This window comes from Enterococcus sp. AMC2644 (assembly GCF_058216475.1).
In genome coordinates this window covers 2,591,721-2,615,023 of sequence record NZ_CM177095.1, presented here as the reverse complement: position 1 = coordinate 2,615,023, position 23,303 = coordinate 2,591,721, and the positions used below count along the sequence as shown (strand labels likewise).

The 23,303-nt window shown below is 35.5% G+C and carries 17 protein-coding genes; 3 read left to right on the top strand and 14 right to left on the bottom strand.

The window, feature by feature from the left end; all coding sequences use genetic code 11:
• Positions 1–286 precede the first annotated feature (286 nt).
• The gene (locus tag AC4BC5_RS12725; RefSeq protein ID WP_490495736.1) at positions 287–1,714 is read right to left on the bottom strand and encodes an MFS transporter; all 1,428 of its coding nucleotides are present in this window, start codon (positions 1,712–1,714) and stop codon (positions 287–289) included.
• Between the two features lie 193 nt (positions 1,715–1,907).
• Between AC4BC5_RS12725 and AC4BC5_RS12720 the strand changes: the two genes are divergently transcribed.
• Positions 1,908–3,464, top strand: a complete 1,557-nt coding sequence (locus AC4BC5_RS12720; RefSeq protein ID WP_490495735.1) for an IS1182 family transposase — start codon at positions 1,908–1,910, stop codon at positions 3,462–3,464.
• 110 nt (positions 3,465–3,574) lie between these two features.
• Here AC4BC5_RS12720 and AC4BC5_RS12715 read toward each other — a convergent pair whose 3' ends face one another.
• Positions 3,575–4,948: a hemolysin family protein gene (locus AC4BC5_RS12715; RefSeq protein WP_490495734.1), complete on the bottom strand. Its 1,374-nt coding sequence runs from the start codon at positions 4,946–4,948 to the stop codon at positions 3,575–3,577.
• Positions 4,949–5,061: 113 nt separating this feature from the next.
• On the bottom strand, positions 5,062–6,189 hold the full coding sequence (locus tag AC4BC5_RS12710) for an AI-2E family transporter (RefSeq protein ID WP_490495733.1): 1,128 nt from the start codon (positions 6,187–6,189) through the stop codon (positions 5,062–5,064).
• 100 nt (positions 6,190–6,289) lie between these two features.
• Here AC4BC5_RS12710 and AC4BC5_RS12705 point away from each other — a divergent pair, with 100 nt between their 5' ends.
• Positions 6,290–6,724, top strand: coding sequence for a GNAT family N-acetyltransferase (locus AC4BC5_RS12705; RefSeq protein WP_490495732.1), 435 nt, complete (start codon positions 6,290–6,292; stop codon positions 6,722–6,724).
• Between the two features lie 106 nt (positions 6,725–6,830).
• Here the strand turns inward: AC4BC5_RS12705 and ntdP are convergent, their stop codons facing one another.
• The 3 genes from ntdP to recX form a co-directional block, all read right to left on the bottom strand.
• Positions 6,831–7,364, bottom strand: coding sequence for a nucleoside tri-diphosphate phosphatase (ntdP, locus tag AC4BC5_RS12700; RefSeq protein ID WP_016175427.1), 534 nt, complete (start codon positions 7,362–7,364; stop codon positions 6,831–6,833).
• A 93-nt stretch (positions 7,365–7,457) separates the two neighbouring features.
• Positions 7,458–8,621: an A/G-specific adenine glycosylase gene (mutY, locus tag AC4BC5_RS12695; RefSeq protein WP_490495731.1), complete on the bottom strand. Its 1,164-nt coding sequence runs from the start codon at positions 8,619–8,621 to the stop codon at positions 7,458–7,460.
• Entirely contained in the window at positions 8,611–9,393 is a 783-nt protein-coding gene (gene recX / locus AC4BC5_RS12690) for a recombination regulator RecX (RefSeq protein WP_490495730.1), read from the bottom strand. Before recX ends, mutY begins: the two co-directional genes overlap by 11 nt.
• A 299-nt stretch (positions 9,394–9,692) precedes the next feature.
• On the opposite strand from recX, the gene rlmD reads away from it, so the two are divergent.
• The gene (gene rlmD, locus AC4BC5_RS12685; RefSeq protein WP_490495729.1) at positions 9,693–11,069 is read left to right on the top strand and encodes a 23S rRNA (uracil(1939)-C(5))-methyltransferase RlmD; all 1,377 of its coding nucleotides are present in this window, start codon (positions 9,693–9,695) and stop codon (positions 11,067–11,069) included.
• A 46-nt stretch (positions 11,070–11,115) separates the two neighbouring features.
• On the opposite strand, the gene AC4BC5_RS12680 is transcribed toward rlmD, so the two are convergent.
• The 8 genes from AC4BC5_RS12680 to tsf all read right to left on the bottom strand — a co-directional run bounded on the left by AC4BC5_RS12680 (position 11,116) and on the right by tsf (position 23,210).
• Positions 11,116–15,453: a PolC-type DNA polymerase III gene (locus tag AC4BC5_RS12680; RefSeq protein ID WP_490495728.1), complete on the bottom strand. Its 4,338-nt coding sequence runs from the start codon at positions 15,451–15,453 to the stop codon at positions 11,116–11,118.
• A gap of 112 nt (positions 15,454–15,565) precedes the next feature.
• Positions 15,566–17,272, bottom strand: coding sequence for a proline--tRNA ligase (locus AC4BC5_RS12675; protein WP_490495727.1), 1,707 nt, complete (start codon positions 17,270–17,272; stop codon positions 15,566–15,568).
• Positions 17,273–17,305: 33 nt separating this feature from the next.
• Positions 17,306–18,568 (bottom strand): RIP metalloprotease RseP, encoded by a 1,263-nt coding sequence (rseP, locus tag AC4BC5_RS12670; RefSeq protein WP_490495726.1) that lies wholly within the window; start codon positions 18,566–18,568, stop codon positions 17,306–17,308.
• A gap of 290 nt (positions 18,569–18,858) precedes the next feature.
• Complete coding sequence (locus tag AC4BC5_RS12665; RefSeq protein WP_490495725.1) at positions 18,859–19,662, bottom strand: phosphatidate cytidylyltransferase; 804 nt, start codon at positions 19,660–19,662, stop codon at positions 18,859–18,861.
• Complete coding sequence (uppS, locus tag AC4BC5_RS12660; protein WP_490495724.1) at positions 19,659–20,459, bottom strand: undecaprenyl pyrophosphate synthase; 801 nt, start codon at positions 20,457–20,459, stop codon at positions 19,659–19,661. Before uppS ends, AC4BC5_RS12665 begins: the two co-directional genes overlap by 4 nt.
• A gap of 184 nt (positions 20,460–20,643) precedes the next feature.
• Positions 20,644–21,201, bottom strand: a complete 558-nt coding sequence (gene frr / locus AC4BC5_RS12655; RefSeq protein ID WP_490495723.1) for a ribosome recycling factor — start codon at positions 21,199–21,201, stop codon at positions 20,644–20,646.
• Between the two features lie 272 nt (positions 21,202–21,473).
• On the bottom strand, positions 21,474–22,196 hold the full coding sequence (gene pyrH, locus AC4BC5_RS12650; protein ID WP_490495722.1) for a UMP kinase: 723 nt from the start codon (positions 22,194–22,196) through the stop codon (positions 21,474–21,476).
• 132 nt (positions 22,197–22,328) lie between these two features.
• Positions 22,329–23,210 (bottom strand): translation elongation factor Ts, encoded by an 882-nt coding sequence (gene tsf, locus AC4BC5_RS12645; protein WP_490495721.1) that lies wholly within the window; start codon positions 23,208–23,210, stop codon positions 22,329–22,331.
• Between the last annotated feature and the right edge of the window lie 93 nt (positions 23,211–23,303).

Below are 23,303 nucleotides of genomic sequence, written 5' to 3'. Positions count from 1 at the left end.
CTTCTTGATAACGTTTCTGATATTGTTTTGCTAATGCTGTCATTTTATCAAAGTTACCGTCTTTAGCAGGTGCTAATAACTTGCCACCAACGCCTACAGCAATACTTCCAGCTGCAACCCATTCATGTGAATTTTCTAATTCACACCGCCATTCGGTAATCGCCCACTAAAACCTGCAATCGCACTCGATCCTGACATATTTCTAGAGAACAGTTTAATAATATCTGCACCTTACATATCTCTTTTATAAAAAAGAAGGGTCTTTTTTCAAAGAGCCTTCATGATTTTACTTTTCTGTTTTTTTATAAATACGCCAAACAGTTAGAACTAAAGAAAACACACATAATAACAATGAGCCTAAGAATGTAATTTTCATACCGTAAATAAATACATCTGGTCGTTCATTGATGTAGGTTGTCACTCTTTCTCCCATTTTTTGACTCATTGCTGCATATAAAACGGTCGTTGACAAAGCAATCCCTATCACCATCCCTAAGTTACGAGCAAAGGCGTTCATGCTACTTGCAACACCGAGGTCTTCTTTAGCTACACTGCTCATTACTAACATATTATTTGGTGATTGGAATAGCGAATTGCCAAGTCCCATAATTGCTGTTGCTACCACATAATACCAAAGCGGGGTCTGTACATCCATAAACATATACATTAACTGTGTAATAGACAGTAAAGATAAACCTGTTAAAACTAGTTTAGTAGGACCAATTTTATCGGTTAAATAACCACTTAGTGGCGAACCAACTACCATCACCAACGGGAAAATCATCATTAAAATTCCAGCTTGACTAGGAGCCATCCCTCGTGCTTTTTGTAAATAAAATGGAATTACCACATTAACAAAAAAGTTAGATGAAAAAATAACTAACGCACTAATTAGACTTAAAGTAAAAATTTTGTTTTTAAAAATTGAAAAAGCAATTAACGGTACGTTTACTTTTTTCTCAACAAAAATAAATAGAATAAATGAAAAAACTGCTAAAGCGAATAGCGTTACCGGAACAACGTGTAAAAAGCCCTCTTCCTGTCCAATAAATACGCCGCCAAAGAATGTCATAATAAAGGCTGCAAAACTTAAAAATCCTAATTTATCAACTTTATTCTTCGTCATAGTAATATCTTTTGGTAAAAATTTAGTTCCTGCTATCATTGTGATAATTCCAACTGGTACATTAATCCAAAAAATATATGGCCAAGAAAACTGTGATAGAATTAATCCACCTAAACCAGGACCTGCGATGGAGCCCAATGATACAAAGGCACCAATCGAACCTAACGCTCGACCACGTTCATTCATCGGAAAAACTTCTGTTATAATCCCTGAGTTAGTGGCCATCGTCATACTTGCACCAATTGCTTGAATCACTCGAGCAAATAATAAAAAGGAAAGAGAATGATTAAAACCACAGAGTAATGAACCGAATGTAAAAATCAAAGTACCAATTTGATAAACTTTAATTTTTCCAAAACTATCCCCAATTTTTCCAAATAATAACAAACAAGCACATACAATAATTAAATAGATGGAAACAATCCATTCTGCTTGGTTCATTGGAACACTCATATCTTTGGAAATTGTTGGTAAAGCAATATTAATAATGCTACCATCCAATGTTGACATAAACGTAAACATAGAAACCGATATTAAAATCCACCAGCGATTCTTTTGTACTTCAGGATCTAATTGATAACTATTCATAAAAAACAACTACCTTCTTTCCTTAAACTTCACTCAATATTTTCATGAAAAAGGGCCTGTGACGTAAGTCCCATGAAAAAGCGCCAAAAATGACGAGCAATCGTTCATTTTTGGCGCTTTTTAAGGTAAAATAAAAGGAAGCACAACTCTGACCTTGCACTTCCAAATTCTTATCCTCGAAAGGACAAAAACAATGTACCCAAATTATAACATAAATCAACTAACTTTAAACCTATCAACTGAATTTATTCCAAAAGAAAATCATGTCGCTTGTTTTATCAACGAATTGGTTGAATCTTTACAGATTCATGAACCGTATCTTTTCGGTCGCCCACGAGAATATGAGTTGCGTGCGATGTTAAAGTTGGTTCTTTTTGCGTACACTCGTGAGGCGTTTACCAGTCGAAAAATTCAACGATTGGCAGAAGAAAATATTTATGCCCGCTGGTTGACACAAGAAAGTGAACCTTCCTATCGGACGATTGCTCGTTTTTGCGTCTCAAAAGATGTCGAAGAACTGACCAATAAAAGTTTGGATTCTTTGGTTCACTACCTTCGGGAACGCAATCTGATTGACGATGTGCTTTTTATTGATGGGACAAAAATCTTGGCGGATGCCAATAAATTTAGCTTTGTTTGGAAGAAGAATACGATTCGTTTTGATCAAATGAACCGTGAAAAAATTCTGACCTTAATGACAGAACTTCAAGAAGCCTATGAAGTCAAACATATTCCTGAAGGATCTAATCTGACGTTCGATTTATTAGATGAACTTCTGACACGAATGGAGTTGCGCTTAGAAGACCTAGAGAAAGAAGTCGAGGAAACAGCCAAGATTTCTCCCAATCCTGCGAAACAACAACGACGGACGCTAAAAACCCAGAAACGTAAGCTTTCTGAAAGACGAGAAAAAATGGCAGAACATCAAACACAGATGTCTATTTATGGTGCCCGAAACAGTTATTCAAAAACAGATAAAGAAGCAACATTTATGCGAGTGAAAGAAGATCACATGATGAATGGACAACTGAAACCAGCGTACAATCTTCAAATCGCTACGTGCAAACAATTTGTTTTGGGATACGATGTTTTTCAAAACCCAACAGATACAAAAACATTAAAGCCTTTTCTAGAAAAAATGAAGCTAGACGAACAAGCTTCTCATTATATTGTCGCCGATGCCGGTTATGGTTCTGAGAGTAACTATCGCTATTTAGAAGATAAATTGCCACAACACACGGCGCTTATTCCGTATGGCACGATGTTGAAAGAACAAAGTAAAAAATGGCAATCTGACGAACGGAAAGTGATGAATTGGACGTATTTTGAAGAGGAAGATTATTATAGTGATCCCAAAGGTGTTCGCTTCAATTTTCATGCCTATCGCCAACGGACAGATAAAGACGGTTTCGTTCGAGATTTCAAAGAGTATCAAGCTGAAAAAGTGGATGACTATTTACGAGAAGTTCCAGAAGCATTGACACCCAAAGGATATGTAAGAAAAATTCTTGTCAATCCAGCTTGGGAATACCACAAAGCCAAACAAAGAGAGATGCTTTCTGACGAAAAAACAGGAAAGATCTATGCTCGTAGAAAAACAGATGTCGAAACAGTCTTCGGAAAAATGAAGGCTTGTTTGGGTTTCACTCGATATACGGTTCGAGGGCTAAACAAGGTTCGAAAGCAATCAGGCATCTTGATGATGGCCCTTAATATGATGAAATTAGCCACATTAAATAGAAAGAACTAACCCTATACATAGAAAACCAGAATACCCACGAAAATCAAACTCAATTTTCGTGGGTATTCTGGTTTATAACTTGGATTGAGACGTACTTACGTCACAGGCCCAATAATTAACTATCGTCTTGGTTCATCTTCTTCAAAGTCTTTTCGGAAAAATCGACGTTCTTCCTCAGGTTCAATGTCTACTTCTTCTTCACGAAATTTCGCACGTAACTTCAAGACACGTGTACCTTCCATCTCTTCAGAAGTTAACGTTACATTATCGACATCAAAGGATAATTTATCATCTTCATCAGGGATTGTACCTAAAGCAGTAATAAAGTAGCCTGCCATCGTATCTACGTCTGACATATGCAGATTTGTATGGAAGAGTTCATTAAAGTCATCGATTAACATTCGACCTTGAATGATATATTCATCATCAGAAATTTTTTCATATAATGATTCAATTTCATCTGATTCATCATCAATCTCACCAACAATTTCCTCTAATAAATCTTCAAGTGTGACTAAACCAACCACACCACCGTATTCGTCTAAAAGAATTGCCATTTGGTTTTGTGTTTTTTTCAATTCATACAATAAATCATCAATAAAGACCGTTTCAGGAACAAATAAAGGTTCTTGTAACATTTCTTTTAGATCAAGATTATCAAAACCAACATTGTATGCACTTTTTAGTAAGGTTTTTGTATGCAGAACACCAATCACTTTATCTTTATCCTCATTGTAAACTGGAATACGTGAAAAGTTTTCAGCTAAAATTTTATCCATATTTTCTTTTACGTCATCATGGATATCCACCATAAAAGCATCCGTACGTGGAACCATTACTTCTCTGGCAACTTTCGTATCCAAAGAAAAAATCCCTTGTAACATTTCCAACTCATCGTCTTCAAAGACACCTTCAGTTTCCATCATGTAACGCATTTCATCACGAGTCATTTTCGTATCTTCATCATCAAATGTCATTGGTGTTAATCGTGAAAGCAAGTTTGTTGACGCTGACAATAACCAGACAAACGGTTTTGCAATAATCCCGATATAACGAATAGCGCCAGAAGTGAATTGTGCCACTTCTTCAGACTTATTTAAAGCAATTCGTTTAGGATATAACTCACCAAACACAATTGAGACATATGTCAAAATCGCTAAGACGATGATACTTGCCAAACTTTTTGCAGCTGCTCCCCCACCTAAATATGGCGCAAGATAGCTAGATAGACTCTCGGCTAACGAAGCCCCTGACAAGATATTGACCAAAGTAATTCCGACTTGAATTGTCGATAGAAAATTGGTTGGATTTTCTAATATTTTTAATAATTTTTGAGATTTTGTATCTCCTTCTTCTGCCTTTTGCTCGATACGATTTCTATTAATCGAAACAAGTGACATTTCTGATGCTGCTAAAAAAGCATTCACCAGTGTTAAAACAATTAACAACAATAGTTGCGCTAATAGCGACTGACTCTCGGGGTCAGCATTCATAGTTGCATTCTCTCCTTATTTTTACAAATTGTTGAAAAAAAAGCGTGGCAACTGCCACGCTAAAATCGTATCACAAAGGGGTTTTCTTTGCAATAAAAAGTAATTGAATTCTTTTACCCTAGTAATTTTCCTTGTTTTTGCTTAGTTGTATCTTCCTTTATCACCTGAATTACAAACAAAACAATAGTACGACATACGGCGTAGAATGGGACACCTAAGAAAATTCCTAGTAAACCAGCAATGTTTCCAGCAACTAATAACACAATGATAATAGTCAGTGGGTGAATTGCTAAGCTCTTACCAATAACATTTGGATAGATAATATTACCATCTAATTGTTGAACAACTAATACTACCACACAACATAGTAATGCCTTGAATGGATCATTAAAAATGGTTACAGCTACTGCTGGCAGCAAGCCTAAATACGGTCCTAGATAAGGAATCAAGTTCGTAATACCTGCAATGACACCGAATAAGAATGCGTAATCGACACCAATAATTAAATATCCCAAGAAAGTAAATGTTGCAACAAAAATACATTCAATTGCTTGACCACTGATATAGTTAGACAAGGTTTTATTTAATTTACCTAATAACTCTTTCACTTGATTACGTCGTCTTTCTGGAATAGCTTTTTCAATATTTGGAACGACTTTATCGCCATCTTTTAACATATAAAATAAAATAAATGGTGCAGTTACTAAAGTCATTGTAGCCGAAGCAATCGAACCTACAATTGACCCTAGACTGCTAGATAATCCACTTAAAAATCGTTGTAAAAGCGCCCCATAGGATAAATTCATCTTTTCCAATTGTTCCATAATATCTACTTGCTTAAACATTTGTTTAACAAATTCTGTATCTGCAATACCATATGCCCAATTCTCAACTTGTTCGACAAAATTTGGAATATTTTCTGCTAATTGTGAGATTTGAATAACCAAATTTGGAATAATACTACTAATCATCAAGACTAATGCCAAGACTAGTAAAACGAAGACAAGAACAATTGCTATAATCCTTTTGATTTTTAATCTCTTTGTTAATAGTTCGACCATCGGATTTAATAGATAGTATAAAAAACCAGCAATTAAAACGGGAGCAAACAATGTTGTAAAAAATGTTACAACTGGTTGAAAGACAAAACCAATTTTTGATAAAACTAAAATTAATGTAGCTAATACTAATAATTCCAGTGACCAAAAAAATAATTTTGATTGTTTCACTCGTTCAAACATAACTAACCTCCTTCTAATTTGAATTAATTATATGCTATTTAACAAAAAAAATCTTCTTTTACCTTTAAAAGAAGATTATAATAATAACGAGGTGATAAAAATGTTAGTTGCACATACGAGAGATACTATGAGCGATATTTATTTAGATGCATTAAAAATACGCAATCAAGTCTTTGTTATTGAACAAAATGTTCCTTTAGATTTGGAAATTGATCAATACGAAGCACACACCATACATTTTGTTTTATATGATGAACAAAGACACCCCTTAGCAACTGTTCGTTTATTGCCTAAGGAAAATCAAACGATGAAAGTCCAACGCATGGCTGTCTTAAATGAACACCGCCAAAAAGGTCTCGGAAAAGTCATCATGAATGCTGCAGAAGACTTCACCAAAGAACAAGGTTACCAACAACTCGTATTAGGGGCACAACTAACTGCAGTCCCATTTTACGAACGTTTAGGTTATCAAGCAGAGGGCGACATCTTTTTAGATGCAGGAATTGAGCATGTGACTATGACGAAGGAAGTCTAAGAAAAGAAATGATTTGTAGCAAAACTATGAATCCTTTCTTTTTCCACTTTATAAAAAGGAAGCGAACAATCTTATAAGACTGCTCGCTTCCTTTTCGTTGTTACTTTCATTTCTGCGACAATTGCTTGTAGCGGTTATACCATATATCGACATAACCCTCAGAGAATGGTCCTTTTCCATTATTGATCCAATCAACTAAAATTTTGACGTTTTCCTTTAGAATAAAATCGACATCTTGTGGATAATGCATGATTTTACTGTGTAACTCATATTCATCAACATCTAACAGTCGTTTTTCTCCATCAGGAAACACTTTGATATCTAGATCGTAATCAATGTATTTCAGTGCCTCTTCATCCAATAAATAAGGTGAAGCTAGGTTACAATAATAGGAAACACCCTTTTCTCGAATCATTGCTATTACATTAAACCAGTATTTTTTGTGGAAATACACAATAGCTGGTTCTCGGGTTACCCAACGTCTCCCATCAGATTCAGTTACCAATGTGTGATCGTTAACGCCAATCATGGAATGTTCGCTGGTTTTCAATACCATAGTATCTCGCCACGTACGATGCAAATTGCCATCATGCTTGTAGCTTTGAATGCTAACAAACTCGCCTTCTTTTGGAACTCGCATAGCAACCCTTCCCTCAGCGAATCTCATTCGCATTTGTTTGGGTGTTTATTACACCGACATCGTTAATATTATAGCAATAAAAAACGCCCTTGCCTAGAAATGTTTATCAAGTTTCTGATATTTATTGAACTGGGTTACCAGTTTTTGCTGTGGCTTCGGGAAAACAAACGTTGAAAAATTCTCTGATTGAACCCATTGTCCATTTTCTGGCGCAAAGTTTTCTCTGGTACAACCATAAAATAAAAGAACATGCCATTTTAAATGACTAAAAACATGCGTAATCTCACCATAATGTTTTCTTTGCCAAACAACAGGTAACTCTTCAAAAATTTGTGGCGATAAATCTTCTGCCACTAAATCTAGTGTTAACTGTTTTTCATCGTCTTTTTGCCATGTACGCTGTAACTCAACATAGGTTTGTTTGCTTACCTCCTGCAAAGGAAAATGCCACATCTTTGCTAATAATCCTGTTTCAGGACGTTGAACTAATAAAAATTCTTGGTCCGCATTTTCAATTGCCCCCGCAACATAATACATATCTTTAGGTTTTACTTTTTTCGTTTTTACAGGAAAATCGGTTTGACGACTATTTTTATACGCCAAACAAAATTGTTGGATAGGACATTCTTCACACCTAGGTGCCGTCGGATTACAAATATCCGAACCTAAATCCATAAATGCTTGATTCATTTCCCCAGGTTGCTCATGAGAAATAATTTTTCGTGTGGCTGCATCAAATACTTTACGACTACTTGCTTTAGCAATATCATCTTCTATTTCAAATAACCGACTCACTACTCGCATAATATTCCCATCAATTGCTGGCTCAGGTAATCCAAAAGCAATACTACTAATTGCTCCGGTTGTATATGGCCCAATACCTTTTAATGTACTAATTTTGTCTGGCGTACTTGGAAACACGCCATTAAATTCCTCCATAATTTGTTGTGCGGCTATCTTTAAATTACGAGCACGTGAATAATAACCTAGACCCTCCCAAATTTTTAGTAACTTTTGTTCATCTGCACTAGCTAAATCTTGAATTGTTGGAAATTCTTCCATAAAACGATAGTAATACCCAATAACTGTATCCACACGTGTTTGCTGCAACATAATTTCAGAAATCCAAATATTATAGGGATGAGTGTTAGCTCGCCATGGTAAATTGCGTTTTTCTTGGTGATACCAAGTTAAAAATATATCTTGAAAAGAATGAATTGTTTCTTCATCCCATTCCAGCCATTGTTCAGTCTTCATCTATTCCTTCCTCATCAATGAATCGTTGGATTAAATCAAAATCAAATCCTTTTTGATACAGTTTTTGTTTTATTTTTTGTTTATCTGTTCGATGTCTACGAATTAATTTTGATCCTTCTTTTTGTAAAGCCTCCCATTCATCATTCTCATCTTTTTCATTTGGAATCTCTTCCATCACTATCGAAATAATATCACTGGAAAATCCTTTTTGCATTAATTTCATGCGCAACTTTTGTAAAGTCTCGCGATGGCTTTTACCACGAATCGTTTTTAACATTTTAGTTGCTGTTCGAACTGCTATTTCCAATTGATTTTCTGATGTATAAAGAGGCATAACTGCTTGAATCGCATCATCTTTTAGTCCTTTTTTGCGTAACTGTTGCATTACCACTTGCGGCCCTTTATCACTCAAGCGTAGTTGTGTACGAATATAACTTTTTCCATAAACAATATCATCTATTAATTGTAACTCTTTTAATCGTTGAATAATTTTTTGACTATCATGGCTACTGATTTCTTTCTCTTTTAAATAAGTTCGCATCTCTTGTTCTGTTCGCAATTGATAACTGATATAATTCATTGCCAATTGCAAACCGATATCATAGCCCGAACTTTTTTTTATTTCATCAAATATTTTTTCATCAAGCTCTGTACCTTTTAATAAACGATAATGTACTAATAAGTCTTCTGATACACGCAGTTCTCGTTTATCTTCAAATCTCACCTGGTAGAATCCACTTTTTTCTTTGCGAACACTGATTACCTTTAACATCCTCTCACCTCACGAACATACATTCTATTTTATACAAAACATTCTTAAATCACCAATAAAAAGTATACCATTTTATCGAAACGAGTGTATAAGAGTTGCTAACTTCCCCTTAGCAATTCTTAATATTTTATTTATTACAAAACTGTTAATCTCCATCCAATAAAAATTCCTTTTAAAGCTAGAACTGAAATCAAACTTTTCTTTCCCTAACATCGGATCTTTCTTTTGTTCTACTTTTTTATGCAAGACAACTGAATTGTGTTAAAATGGATAAGATTAATCTACATAAAGGAGCACTTATGTCAACTATACAATTAAATACTGGACAGACCTTGCAATTAAAAATCAAACGTCTAGGCATCAACGGTGAAGGGATTGGCTACTATAAGCGTCTAATCGTTTTTGTACCTCGCGCCTTACCAGGAGAAGAAATTATTGCCAAAGTAACGAAAGCAACCCCTACTTTTGCAGAAGCAGCCTTAACAAAAATTGTAAAAAAAAGTCGCGATCGTGTGCAACCACCTTGTAACTTTTATGACCGTTGTGGTGGTTGCCAATTACAACATTTAGCCTACAATAAACAATTGGATTTCAAAAAGGATCTATTAGCGCAGGCATTAGCCAAGTTTAAACCCAAAAACTATCAAAAATATGAATTACGCGAAACCTTAGGCATGGATGACCCTTGGCACTATCGAAACAAAGCACAATTTCAACTACGGTACAATCCAAAACAACTGCGTGCTGAAGCTGGTTTATACGAACAAAACTCTCATCGCTTAGTTGCAATTGATGATTGTTTAGTTCAAGAAGAAACAACACAAAAAGTAATTAATACCGTCATGCAATTGGTAAATAAATATCAAATTCCTATTTATGATGAACGTAAAAATTCAGGGATTTTAAGAACATTGATGGTACGAATTGGAATTGAGACTGGTGAGACACAACTAGTATTTATTACCAATTCACCAAAATTACCACAAAAAAATGCATTAATTCGTGAAATCAATCAACGATTGCCAGAAGTTGTCTCTATCATGCAAAATGTCCAAAGCAAGAAAACTTCTCTTATCATGGGTGATGATACGCTTCATTTATGGGGAAAAGAAGCGATTGAAGAACATTTAAATGGCTTGATTTTCGATTTATCTGCACGTGCTTTTTTCCAATTGAATCCAAAACAAACTAGTGTTTTATACAATGAAGCAATTAAAGCACTCAACGTTACAGAAAATGAAACTGTGGTTGATGCCTATTGTGGTGTAGGTACTATCGGCTTAAGTATCGCTAATAAAGCGAAAGAAGTACGTGGGATGGATATTATTCCACAGGCTATCGAGGATGCAAAACGTAATGCAAAGCGTATGGGTTATGAAAATACTCACTATGAGACTGGAACCGCTGAAGATTTATTGCCTAAATGGCTAAATGACGGTTTTACACCTGACAGTATTGTCGTCGATCCCCCTCGTACTGGATTAGATGATAAATTACTACAAGCAATTTTAAAACATACCCCAAAAAAACTCGTATATGTTTCATGTAATGTCTCTACTTTAGCGAAAGACTTAAAAAAACTTTCTACAGTATTTAAAGTAGACTATCTGCAATCAGTAGATATGTTTCCACAAACAGCTCGTTGCGAAGTTGTAGCTAAATTAACTCGTATTTAAAAAAAGCGAACCGTTCACTACATATACTGAACGGTTCGTTTTCTGTTTATAACATATCAAATAATGATAATTGATTTTCATCAGGCAAGTCTTTTAAAACACCATTATCTGTCATATATTCTATCAATGTTTTAGATACTTTCCCACGATTGGCTAAATCTTCTTTTGAAAGAAATGGACCATTTTTACGGGCTTCAACAATTTGTTTAGCTACATTAAGTCCTAAACTTGGTACGGTACGAAATGGTGCGATTAATTTATTACCATCAATGACAAAATTTTCTGCATCTGACTTATATAAGTCAATCATTCCAAATTCATAGCCACGCTCTAGCATTTCATTACATAACTCTAAAACAGTCAAGAGATTCTTTTCTTTTGTCGAAGCATCCATTCCTTTATCTGTGATTTCTTTCATACGTTCTTTGACTGCTTCTTTGCCTTTAGCCATAGCAACTAAATCGAAGTCATCTGCACGAACTGAGAAGTAAGCACAATAATATAAAATCGGGAAATAAACTTTGAAATACGCAACACGTAATGCCATTAATACATACGCCGCTGCATGGGCTTTTGGAAACATGTATTTGATTTTCAAGCAAGATTCAATATACCAATCAGGAACATTTTGTTTCTTCATTTCCGCTTGCCAATCATCAGGTATCCCTTTCCCCTTACGAACACTCTCCATGATTTTAAATGCTAAACCATCATCAAGCCCCGCATGCATTAGATACACCATAATATCATCACGACAGCCAATTACATTAGCCAAATCCGCAGTTCCTTGTCGAATTAATTCTTCAGCATTCCCTAACCACACGTCAGTTCCATGTGATAGACCAGAAATTTGTAGTAGTTCTGCAAAAGTTGAAGGATGCGTTTGTTCTAACATTCCGCGAACAAAACGTGTGCCAAATTCTGGAATTCCTAATGTACCAGTTTTCGAGTAAATATTTTCAGCATCGACCCCTAATACTTCAGTTCCTTCAAAAATACGCATAACTTCGGGATCATCTGTTGGTATTGTTTTTGGATCAATTCCTGATAAATCCTGTAACATCCGAATCACGGTGGGGTCATCATGTCCCAGAATATCTAGTTTTAAAATGTTATCATGAATCGAATGGAAATCAAAATGGGTTGTTCGCCATTCAGCATCTAAATCATCGGCTGGATATTGAATTGGCGTAAAATCATATACATCCATATAATCAGGAATAACAATAATTCCTCCTGGATGCTGACCAGTTGTTCGTTTGACCCCAGTAGCACCTTTGGCTAAGCGATCTACCTCAGCACCTCTAAAATGAAGATTATGATCGCGTTCATACCCCTTCACAAAACCGTAAGCTGTTTTATCTGCCACTGTACCGATTGTTCCCGCACGATAAACATACTCTTCTCCAAATAAAACTTTGGTATAATTGTGTGCTTCGGGTTGATATTCACCTGAAAAGTTCAAGTCGATATCGGGTACTTTATCTCCGTGGAATCCTAAAAACGTTTCAAATGGAATATCGTGGCCATCTTTTTTCAAACGAGCATCACATTTGGGACAAGCTTTTTCAGGCATATCAAAACCGGAACCATATGAACCATCTTCATAAAACTCTGAATATTGGCATTTGGGGCAAAAATAATGTGGTGCTAAGGGATTTACTTCAGTAATACCTGTCATGGTAGCAACAAAACTTGAACCAACAGAGCCTCGAGAACCTACTAAATAACCATCTTGGTTACTCTTGTGTACCAATTTTTGTGAAATTAAATAAATCACAGAGAACCCATTACCGATAATGGAATTTAATTCTTTTTCTAATCGTTTCTCAACAATTTCTGGTAATGGATCTCCATACAGCTCTTTAGCACGAGTATAACTTAAATCAGTAATTTCTTGTTCTGACCCAGGAATTTTTGGTGTATATAATTCATCTTTGACAGGAATTACAACCTCACAACTCTCAACTAAATGATTTGGATTTTCAACAACAATTTTCTTCGCAAGGTCGTTTCCTAGAAACTGAAATTCTGTTAGCATTTCATCCGTTGTTCTAAAATGAACTTTTGGCAAACTATGACGATTTAAAGGGTTGGCTCCGCCCATTGAATTAATCAATATTTTACGATAAATTGCATCTTCTTCATTTAAATAATGAACGTTTCCAGTTGCGACAACTGGTTTTCCTAATTCATCGCCAATCGCTATTAATTTTTGAATAATGTCTTCTAAATCTTTTTCACTTTTTACCAATTCTTGTTCAATCAATGGCGCATAAACGGGTTTTGGCATAACTTCAATATAGTCATAAAATTTAGCCTTTTCTTTGGCTGCTTCATACCCTTTTTGCATCATCGCAACAAAAACTTCGCCCTTGTCACAAGCACTTCCCACGAGCAAGCCATCACGTAATTTTCCTAGCTCTGAACGAGGAATACGTGGTGCTTTATCATGAAAATACGTAATATTGGACATTGAAATTAATTTAAAGAGATTTTTCAAGCCTGCCTGGGTTTTGACTAAAATAGTTGCATGAAAAGGTCGTGCCGCTTTAATTGAATTTGCTCCCCCTACATGGCGATTCAGGTCTTCATGTAATAACATCTCATGCTTTTCTATAGCTTCTTTTACAAAAATCCAAGCCAAATGACCCGTTGCTTCTGCATCATAAATTGCACGGTGATGTTGTTCCAATGAAACACCAAATTTTTTCGATAGTACACCTAAACCAAAACGTTTAAACTCTGGATAAAGGTAACGAGCCAATTCCAGTGTGTCAATAACAGGATTATCAGCTTCGGGAATACCATACTTTTTGTAACTCATATTTAAAAAACCCATATCAAAAGATGCATTATGGGCAACTAAAATAGCTCCCTCTGAAAATTCACGGAACAGTCGTAAAACCTCTTCTTCTGATTTTGAGCCACGAACCATTTCATCTGTAATCCCTGTTAAATTAACTGTTGTATTTGATAGACGATGTCCAGGATCAATAAATTCGTCAAAAGAATCTTCCACGTTCCCTTTATGCATTTTTACGGCAGCTAATTCAATAATCGTATCGTAAACTGCAGATAAACCAGTTGTTTCCACATCAAAAACGACATAAGTTGCATCATTTAACGGAACAGGTTTGGCATTATAAGCAACCTCAACGCCGTCATCAACTACATTTGCTTCAACACCGTAGATAATTTTAACACCCGCTTTTTTTCCAGCCTGATGCGCATCAGGAAAAGCTTGTGCTCCGCCATGATCGGTAATCGCAATGGCTTTATGTCCCCATTTACCAGCCTGTGCGACTAAATCACTGATATTATTCGTTGCATCCATCGTGCTCATATTAGAATGCAAATGTAACTCCACTCGCTTTTCGCCATCAGGAGCATAGTCTTTACGTGTCTCATGTTTAACTTCCACCAAATCTTGCGCATTCATTACTAAATCACGCATAAAGGTATCTTCTTGAATGCTTCCACGTACTTTTAACCAGCTACCTTTTGAAATAGCATCAAATACTTGTTCATCCTTTTCACCATTTGAGAATTTTTTAACGATGAATGATGATGTGTAGTCTGTAATTTTTACAATTAAGATTTTTCGTTTAGAACGCAACTCACGAACTTCCTTATCAAAAACATACCCTTGAATGGTCACACGACGTTCTTCTTCTAGAATATTTCCCATTGGTGTAACTAATTCATCTGCAGGAATATTCCGTCCTAACATAATCGGCCCTTCCAACGCAGCAGGAGCTTGTTTCTTTTCTTTTCTACGTTGTTCATGTGAGGCAATATTTTCAGCAGCTTGCTGCATGAATGCTGCTTGTTGTTCTTGTTGACGTTGTGCTAACTCTTGTAAATCGGCTTCTGCTTGTTTATGATCCAAAATCGGTTGAATACGGAATCGATCAAAGCCAAATTTTTGATAATTAGCTTCAATAACGGGTAAATATTGCTGTTGTAGTATGGAGATAACCGCATCATTTGTAACTGGTAAAACAATTCTCTTCCCATCTATTTTCGGAAATTGAGATTTCAAAACTTGTTTGACAAGCGGCGTATCACAGTTTTGATTGGCTAAAGCTATTGACCAATAATCTTGTAGTAATTGCTCATCAAATTGTTTATCTGCTATTTCGAGTTGTAATTGGACTTCTGCAATATCTTTAAACGCAAGCTCGAGATGTTGATAAAAATTTTGATACAATTCTGCTGGCAATATTTTTTCAAATCCCAAGGTAAATGACCAACATTTAGACTGGCGATGAACCACGACTTGGGTCATTTTTCCTGTTTGTAATAAGGGATGTTTTTGTAACTCTGGATCTAATTTCATTTGATCCAATAATATTTCAAACTTCTCTCTTTCTTTAGACAAGTTGACTCCTCCCCTTTTATTTCGTACATTTTAGTATACTCTTTTTTTCTTTAGTTTTCATTAAAGAAGTCTAGGACATTCATCATTTGACGAGTACCCTAGACTTTAATTTTTATTCCGTACTCAATAAAATACTTAGTGTCGAGGCTAATTCCTCTTTACGAACTTCTATTGCCGCACCTGTTTTTCTGATTTTAATTTCTACAATACCCTCAACAGCTTTTTTTCCAACTGTAATACGAATTGGACAACCAATTAAATCTGCATCAACAAATTTTACCCCTGGTCGTTCAGACCGATCATCAGTCAACGTTTCATAACCAGCTACTTGTAAAGCAATTTCTACTTCACTAATTAAATTTGTTTGATAGTCGTCTGTCATGTCCATCTGTAATAAATGTACATCAAATGGCGCAATTTCTCTAGGCCAAGTAATGCCGCTGTCATCGCTGTGTTGTTCAGCTATTGTTGCTAATAAACGACTAACACCTATTCCATAACTTCCCATTAAAACTGGTAGCTTTACTCCTGTTTTATCAGCTATTTTTGCATCCATTTTTTTACTATAATAGGTTCTTAGTTTAAAAATATGTCCTATTTCAATTCCTCGATGAAAAACGATTTCTCCAACACCATCTGGCGAAAGATCGCCTTCTTGTACCAAATGCAAATCAATATATTCCGTTACTTTAAAATCTCGCCCCGCATTTACATTAATGAAATGGTGATTATCTTCATTTGCGCCAGCGATGCTATTTACCAAATCTTGGACATATAGATCAGCTAAAATACGAACCTCTTCTGGCACGTCTACTGGACCAAGAGAACCAAAAGAAGCACCAAAAATTTGTTGTGCTTCTTGTTGAGATCCCTCACGTAAGGTTTGGTTTCCTAGATAATTTCTTAATTTCATTAGATTTAATTCATGATCGCCACGCATCAATACAAGTATTGGCTGTTCATTTGCCATGAAAAAGAGTGATTTAATAATTTTCTCTGGGGCAACTTCTAACAATTCCGAGACTTCTTGAATAGTTCGTACATTCGGTGTCGCTATTTTTTCTTTTTCTAAAAAGGTTGCATGTGACTTTTTAGAAGCATACAAACTCGTAGCCATCTCACGATTCGCTGCATAATCACTTTCGGTCGATGCACAAATTATATCTTCACCAACATCAGAAATTGCTAAAAATTCCTTGGATTCTTTCCCACCCATTGTACTACTGTCCCCTAAAACACTCTTGAAAACAACTTCACAACGTGTAAAAATTTCACGGTATGCTTGTTCGTATTGACGATACTGTATTTCCAAGCTCTCTTCAGAAGCATGAAACGAATAACCATCACACATTAAAAATTCACGACTACGTAACAAACCAAACCGTGGGCGAATTTCATCGCGATATTTATTTTGAATTTGATAAAGATTTAGTGGTAAATCCTTATATGAAAAAACCTCATTACCAATTAATTCTGTAAAAGCTTCCTCATGGGTTGGGCTCAAAACATACGTACGTTGATTACGATCTTCTAAACGATATAATGTTTCACCATATGAATCATACCGTCCAGATTCTTCCCACAACTCTTTGGGAAGAATAATTGGCATTGTCATTTCAACTGCATCAATTTTTGTAAATTCTTCTCGAATGATTTTCTTGATTTTTCCAATTACTCGATGAGCTAAGGGCAGATACATGTAGACTCCACTAGAAACTTGACGAATAAATCCCCCACGGACTAAAAGCTGGTGACTTCTTATATCTGCTTCTGAAGGTGTTTCTCGTAATGTTGGAATCAAAAGTTTCGACTGTTTCATTTTTATCTCCTTTACTATCTTCAACTATTTTCGTTAAAAGAAAAAGCGCTGAATATCATTCCAAGTAACAAGAATCATTAATAACATCAGTAGTCCAAAACCAACTAATGTAATAATCCCTTCTTTTTCTTGACTTAAAGGTTTCCCCCGAACACCTTCAATGATATTTAATAATAACTTTCCACCATCCAAGCCTGGAATCGGCAATAAATTGAAAATCCCTAAATTGATTGAAATCATTGCTGTCATCATTAATACAGTCATTGGTCCTTGTTTCGCAGCTTCTGATGATAGTTGGAAAATTGCAACTGGTCCGCCTAATTGATCAATGCTAAAATTAGTTAGCAAAGAACGTAATGCATCAATTATTCGGAAAAACGATGCAATACTATCTTGGAAACCTCCAATAATCTTATCGAAAAAGCCTGTTTTCATTGGGGCTTGAATTCCTAGTTGCCCAACTTTTTGTTCGCCGGCTTCCACTGATTTAGGTACTGCCGTAATTATTTGTGTCTGATTCTCACGTTTTATTTCAATTTGTAACTCTTTATTCGGATTTGCTTGTACAATTTGGCTGATTTGTGACCAATTGGCTACAGATTCTTGATTAATTGCAACAATTTCATCTCCATCTTTTAAGCCTGCAGTCGCAGCAACCTCGTTTTCAACCACAGTAATAGTTGTTGAATTTCTATCTACAACGCCACCATTTAAAAAGGCTGCTAAAATAAAGATAGCAATTGTTAATAAGAAATTGTTCATCGGTCCTGCAAAATTAGTTAACATGCGTTGCCATAACTTAGCAGATTGAAATTGAACATCCCGTGGAGCAATTCGCACTTCTGTGCCATCCTCTTCAATAAGAAGCGCATCATGAGCTACAGCATATGTAACGGTTTGATTCTCATCACCATTTACAAAGCCAGTAATCGTCAATTCATCAACTAAATCTTGTTTGGCAACTTCTAAAGGAATGGCATTTGTCAGTTGTACTTTATGGCTCGTATTAATTTTAATGACAGTATCATTAGCATCAAGTACTAGACCAACTTGCATACCTGCTTTGATTTCTTCTTCTTCCTCGTAACCAGCCATCCGGACATATCCGCCCATTGGCAAAGCACGAATAGTATACGTCGTACCGTCTTTCCCTTGATGACTAAATAGTTTTGGTCCCATCCCAATCGCAAATTCCCGAACTAAAATACCAGCACGTTTTGCAAAATAAAAATGACCAAACTCATGAATAACTACCACGACCGAGAAGACAATTAAAAATACTAAAACAGTCTTCATCTGTTTGCTCCTCTCTTTGTTTTCCTTCTACAAACAGTAGAAGATTAATTGTTTAAACACTCCACTATTTTATCATATCTTTACCATTTCACAATTATTCCCCCACTTTGTAACAAGAATTTAACGTTGATCTACTTAAATAACCCACTATAAGTAGAATTAACCTTGATAAATCAACACCATCAATGAATACTATCAAACAAATTCAAATAATTTATAGAAATTTATTGAAGAAAACATGTCTTTAAACAAAAAAACGTTTCAGTACACTAGACTGAAACGCTTTTTGTTTAAAATACGCCTAAAAGACTCATGATTGGAAAAACAAACAATAAGCTATCAAAACGATCTAAAATTCCACCATGCCCTGGCAAAATCGTGCCTGAGTCTTTGACTTTATAATGACGTTTAATTGCAGATTCTACTAAATCACCAAATTGGCCAACGATAGAAAAAATAATTGTTAGTAAGATCATAATAAATGAATTATATCCAAAATATTCACTTCCATGGAATATTATTAGATAAATTGTCGCAACAACTACCGCACTTAAAATACCTCCTAGAGCACCTTCAATCGTTTTATTGGGCGAAATATCTGGCCATAACTTATTTTTACCATACTGTCTACCGACCATATATGCACCAATATCTGTGGCCCAAACAATAAACAAGCCAAAACATAAAACAATTAAACTTTCTGTGCGAGCATTGACAAAGCTTTCAAAGCCAACACCAACATATAGACTGGCAATAACTGGAAATGCGGCTTCATCAATTGTATACGTATTTTTTGAAATCACTGAAATCCCCAATAATAACATCACAACAAAATAAAACAACATAAATTTATCCGTTTTTTCTGGCAAGAAAACAAACCATTCTCTTGGTAAAACTAAAATAACTGCCCCCAGTCCCGAAAGTACACCTTCAAAACTCAACATTGCTAATCCTTTCATTCGGAATAGCTCATAAACACCTACAACAGCTAATGCTGCCCCTAATAAAGCCACTGCTATTCCACCAAAATCAAAATAAATGATTGGTAAAAATAGAGCTAATGCCACAACAGCTGTAATCACACGTTGTCTCATTTCTTCTCCTCCTTATGTTTTAACCCGCCAAAACGGCGATCCCTATTTTGAAAACTTGCAATGGAAGTTTCCAATAACGATTCGTTAAAATCTGGCCATAAAGCATCAGTGAAAAATAATTCACTATAGGCAATCTGCCAAAGAAGAAAATTACTGATACGTTCCTCACCACTTGTACGAATTAAAAGTTCTGGATCACGCAATTCAACCGGTAAAAAACCTGTCATTAAATGTTTAGCGAACATCTCTTCATTAATCAATTCTACATCGCCTGACTTATCAGTAACTTCCTGATAGACTTCTTTTACAGCCGATATAATTTCAGCTCGACTCCCATAATTCAGTGCAAAATTTAAAATCATACCTGTATTATTCTTTGTTTGCTCAATTGCCTGTTCTACAGCATTTTGTGTATGCGTAGGTAAAAATTCTTTGTATCCCATCACATTTACACGAACATTTTCTTTAATTAGTTCAGGTACAAATGTATCAAAAAAATCTACTGGCAACTGCATCAAAAAGTCTACTTCTTCAGTTGGACGTTTCCAATTTTCTGTCGAAAACGCATAAAGAGTTAGAACTTGTACACCTAGATGAGAGGCATGTTTCGTAATTCTTTTGACTGTTTCCATTCCTTCCTTATGCCCCGCTACACGAGGCAAACGACGGTTTTGGGCCCATCGTCCATTTCCATCCATAATAATTGCTATATGTTTGGGAATTGGTAACTCTTCTTGAAACTCAAATTCCCCTTCTTCTTGGATGTACTTGTTCTTTTGTGGAAAAAAACGTAGCATCTTGTTCTCTCCTATCATCCCAATTTAAAAAATTCATCCTATACATTATAGCAATAATAAGAAATATTGCCTATAAAAAAAAGAATTTACGCTAATTAATTAATAGAAAACGAATAATTTCAGCTGTTTTTTAATAGAATAATAAAAAAGGCGAAACCAGTTTTGCATAGTTTCGCCTAAAAAATTAAACTTCTAATAGTTCTTTTTCTTTTTCTGCTGCAATAGCATCTAAATTTTTGATGCTGTCATCAGTTGCTGCTTGAATTTCTTTTTCTGAATCTTTCAAATCATCTTCTGTAATTTCGCTTGCTTTTTGTTGTTTTTTGTAAGCATCAATCGCATCACGACGAGCATTACGAACAGCAACTTTGGCATTTTCGGCTGATTTTTTAACATCCTTTGCTAATTCTTTACGACGTTCTTCAGTTAATTGAGGAAGTACTAGACGAATCACATTTCCATCATTTGTTGGTGTAATTCCTAAATCAGATGCCATAATTGCTTTTTCAACTTCTTGTAACATTGTCTTATCAAATGGTGTAACCATCAATACACGTGCCTCTGGAATAGTAATTGAAGCCATTTGATTCAATGGTGTTGGTACACCATAATAAACTACTGATACGCGATCTAAAAGACTAGCATTCGCACGCCCGGCACGAATTTGCCCTAAATCACGCTGCAAGCTATCTGCTGCTTTTTGCATTTTCTCTTTTGCTTCTGTTAAAATTTGATCTGCCATTTTATTTCCCCTCACTAATAGTTTCCAAACATATGTATGGAAACCCTAAATTTTATTTTAGAATAATTTCTTTGCACAAAACTTGATAAATAATGCCCTCATTTTGCGAAAATAGCTTTTATTGTTGAAATACTCAAGCTTTGCCAATATCTTTATTATACGTGATTATCGGTCGAATATACAACCTTTAACCATTAAAAACTCAATTCTTCTGCTTTTTAGTTTATAAAAAAATCGTTAACTACTTTGTGAGTAATTAACGATTTTTAATATTATTTTCCGCGTACAGTTGTACCAATATTTTCACCTAAAATAGCACGTTGAATATTACCAGGTTCGTTTAAGTTAAATACAACTAACGGAATATCATTATCCATACTTAAAGAACTTGCGGTAGAATCCATTACTTGCAATCCTTTAGAAATTACATCCAAATGTGTTAATTCTTCAAACTTAACAGCATTTGTATCTAATTTAGGATCAGCAGAGTAGACACCATCAACATTATTTTTTGCCATTAAAATAACATCCGCATTAATTTCAGCTGCTCTTAATGCCGCAGTTGTATCAGTTGAGAAATAAGGATTTCCTGTTCCACCAGCAAAAATAACTACTCGTCCTTTTTCTAGATGACGTTCAGCGCGACGACGAATATAAGGTTCTGCAATTTGACGCATGTCAATTGAAGTTTGCACACGAGTTGGTACACCAGCATTTTCTAATGTATCTTGTAATGCTAATGCATTCATCACTGTTGCAAGCATCCCCATATAATCTGCTTGTGCGCGTTCCATTCCCATTTGCGCACCGATTTGTCCACGCCAAATATTTCCACCACCAACAACGATAGCTAATTCTACGCCTAAATCATGAACTTGTTTCAATTCCTTAACAATTTCTTGAATAGTTGGTGGTTTAATACCAAACCCTTCATCTCCTGCTAAAGCTTCCCCACTTAATTTTAAAACAACACGTTGATATTTTGGTTTTACCATGATGATTCCTCCGTAAATTCTCTATTCCTATAGTAGCAACTTGCTCAGCTATGAGCATCCATTGATTAATCTAATTTTGCTTAAAAAAAGGGAGCGCATTTCCATGCGTTCCCATCTGTTCCAGGAACAGATTTATTTTTTAACTTGGCTCATAACTTCTTCTACAAAGTTATCTTCACGTTTTTCGATACCTTCGCCCACTTCAAAACGAGTGAATGATTTCACAGTAGCGCCTTTTGAAGCGACATATTTAGCTACTGTCATATCTGGATCTTTAACGAATGGTTGGTCTACTAATGAAATTTCAGCTTTAAATTTATTCAAACGGCCAACAACCATTTTTTCAACGATATTTGCTGGTTTACCTTCGTTTAATGCTTGCTCAGTTAATACTGATTTTTCATGTTCTAATTCTTCTTCAGGAATTTGAGTTTCGTCAACATAACGAGGGTTGATTGCTGCAACGTGCATTGCTACGTCTTTTGCAACTTCTTCATCAGTTGTACCTTCTACAACAGTTAACACTGCGATACGGCCACCCATATGCAAGTATCCGCCAAATGCTGCGTTATCTTCTTTTTCAACAACCTCAAAACGACGGAAGCTGATTTTTTCACCAATTACTTGAGTTGCTTCGATTAAAGCATCTTTGATTACGCCAGTAGAGATTTCTAGTTCCACCGCAGCATCCATGTCAGCTGGTTTGTTAGCAGCAATTGCTTCAGCGATTTCTTTTACTAAAGTTTGGAATTTTTCATTTTTAGAAACGAAGTCTGTTTCAGAGTTTACTTCTACGATTGCAGCAGTATTTCCGTTAACTGCAACTGCAGCTAAACCTTCAGCCGCGATACGATCATTTTTCTTAGCAGCTTTTGCCATACCTTTTTCACGTAAAAAGTCAACTGCTTTATCAATGTCGCCTTCTACTTCTACTAATGCTTTTTTAGCATCCATCATACCTACGCCAGTCATGTCGCGTAATTCTTTTACTAATTTAGCTGAGATTTGAGCCATTTTTGAATTTCCTCCTGAAATATATGTTAGTTTTTTTAAAAAAAGCTGTTTCAAAGGAGAGTGCGGCTTTTCGCCTAGCCTTTGAAACAGCTC

What these genes read in the sequence shown, in the direction of transcription:
- AC4BC5_RS12725 (WP_490495736.1), bottom strand. Translation starts at nt 1,714, where the DNA reads ATGAATAGTTATCAATTAGATCCTGAAGTACAAAAGAATCGCTGGTGG.
- AC4BC5_RS12665 (WP_490495725.1), bottom strand. Translation starts at nt 19,662, where the DNA reads ATGAGACAACGTGTGATTACAGCTGTTGTGGCATTAGCTCTATTTTTA.
- mutY (WP_490495731.1), bottom strand. Translation starts at nt 8,621, where the DNA reads ATGAAGACTGAACAATGGCTGGAATGGGATGAAGAAACAATTCATTCT.
- AC4BC5_RS12705 (WP_490495732.1), top strand. Translation starts at nt 6,290, where the DNA reads ATGTTAGTTGCACATACGAGAGATACTATGAGCGATATTTATTTAGAT.
- AC4BC5_RS12715 (WP_490495734.1), bottom strand. Translation starts at nt 4,948, where the DNA reads ATGAATGCTGACCCCGAGAGTCAGTCGCTATTAGCGCAACTATTGTTG.
- ntdP (WP_016175427.1), bottom strand. Translation starts at nt 7,364, where the DNA reads ATGCGAGTTCCAAAAGAAGGCGAGTTTGTTAGCATTCAAAGCTACAAG.
- rseP (WP_490495726.1), bottom strand. Translation starts at nt 18,568, where the DNA reads ATGAAGACTGTTTTAGTATTTTTAATTGTCTTCTCGGTCGTGGTAGTT.
- uppS (WP_490495724.1), bottom strand. Translation starts at nt 20,459, where the DNA reads ATGCTACGTTTTTTTCCACAAAAGAACAAGTACATCCAAGAAGAAGGG.
- AC4BC5_RS12675 (WP_490495727.1), bottom strand. Translation starts at nt 17,272, where the DNA reads ATGAAACAGTCGAAACTTTTGATTCCAACATTACGAGAAACACCTTCA.
- pyrH (WP_490495722.1), bottom strand. Translation starts at nt 22,196, where the DNA reads ATGGTAAAACCAAAATATCAACGTGTTGTTTTAAAATTAAGTGGGGAA.
- tsf (WP_490495721.1), bottom strand. Translation starts at nt 23,210, where the DNA reads ATGGCTCAAATCTCAGCTAAATTAGTAAAAGAATTACGCGACATGACT.
- AC4BC5_RS12720 (WP_490495735.1), top strand. Translation starts at nt 1,908, where the DNA reads ATGTACCCAAATTATAACATAAATCAACTAACTTTAAACCTATCAACT.
- rlmD (WP_490495729.1), top strand. Translation starts at nt 9,693, where the DNA reads ATGTCAACTATACAATTAAATACTGGACAGACCTTGCAATTAAAAATC.
- recX (WP_490495730.1), bottom strand. Translation starts at nt 9,393, where the DNA reads ATGTTAAAGGTAATCAGTGTTCGCAAAGAAAAAAGTGGATTCTACCAG.
- AC4BC5_RS12710 (WP_490495733.1), bottom strand. Translation starts at nt 6,189, where the DNA reads ATGTTTGAACGAGTGAAACAATCAAAATTATTTTTTTGGTCACTGGAA.
- frr (WP_490495723.1), bottom strand. Translation starts at nt 21,201, where the DNA reads ATGGCAGATCAAATTTTAACAGAAGCAAAAGAGAAAATGCAAAAAGCA.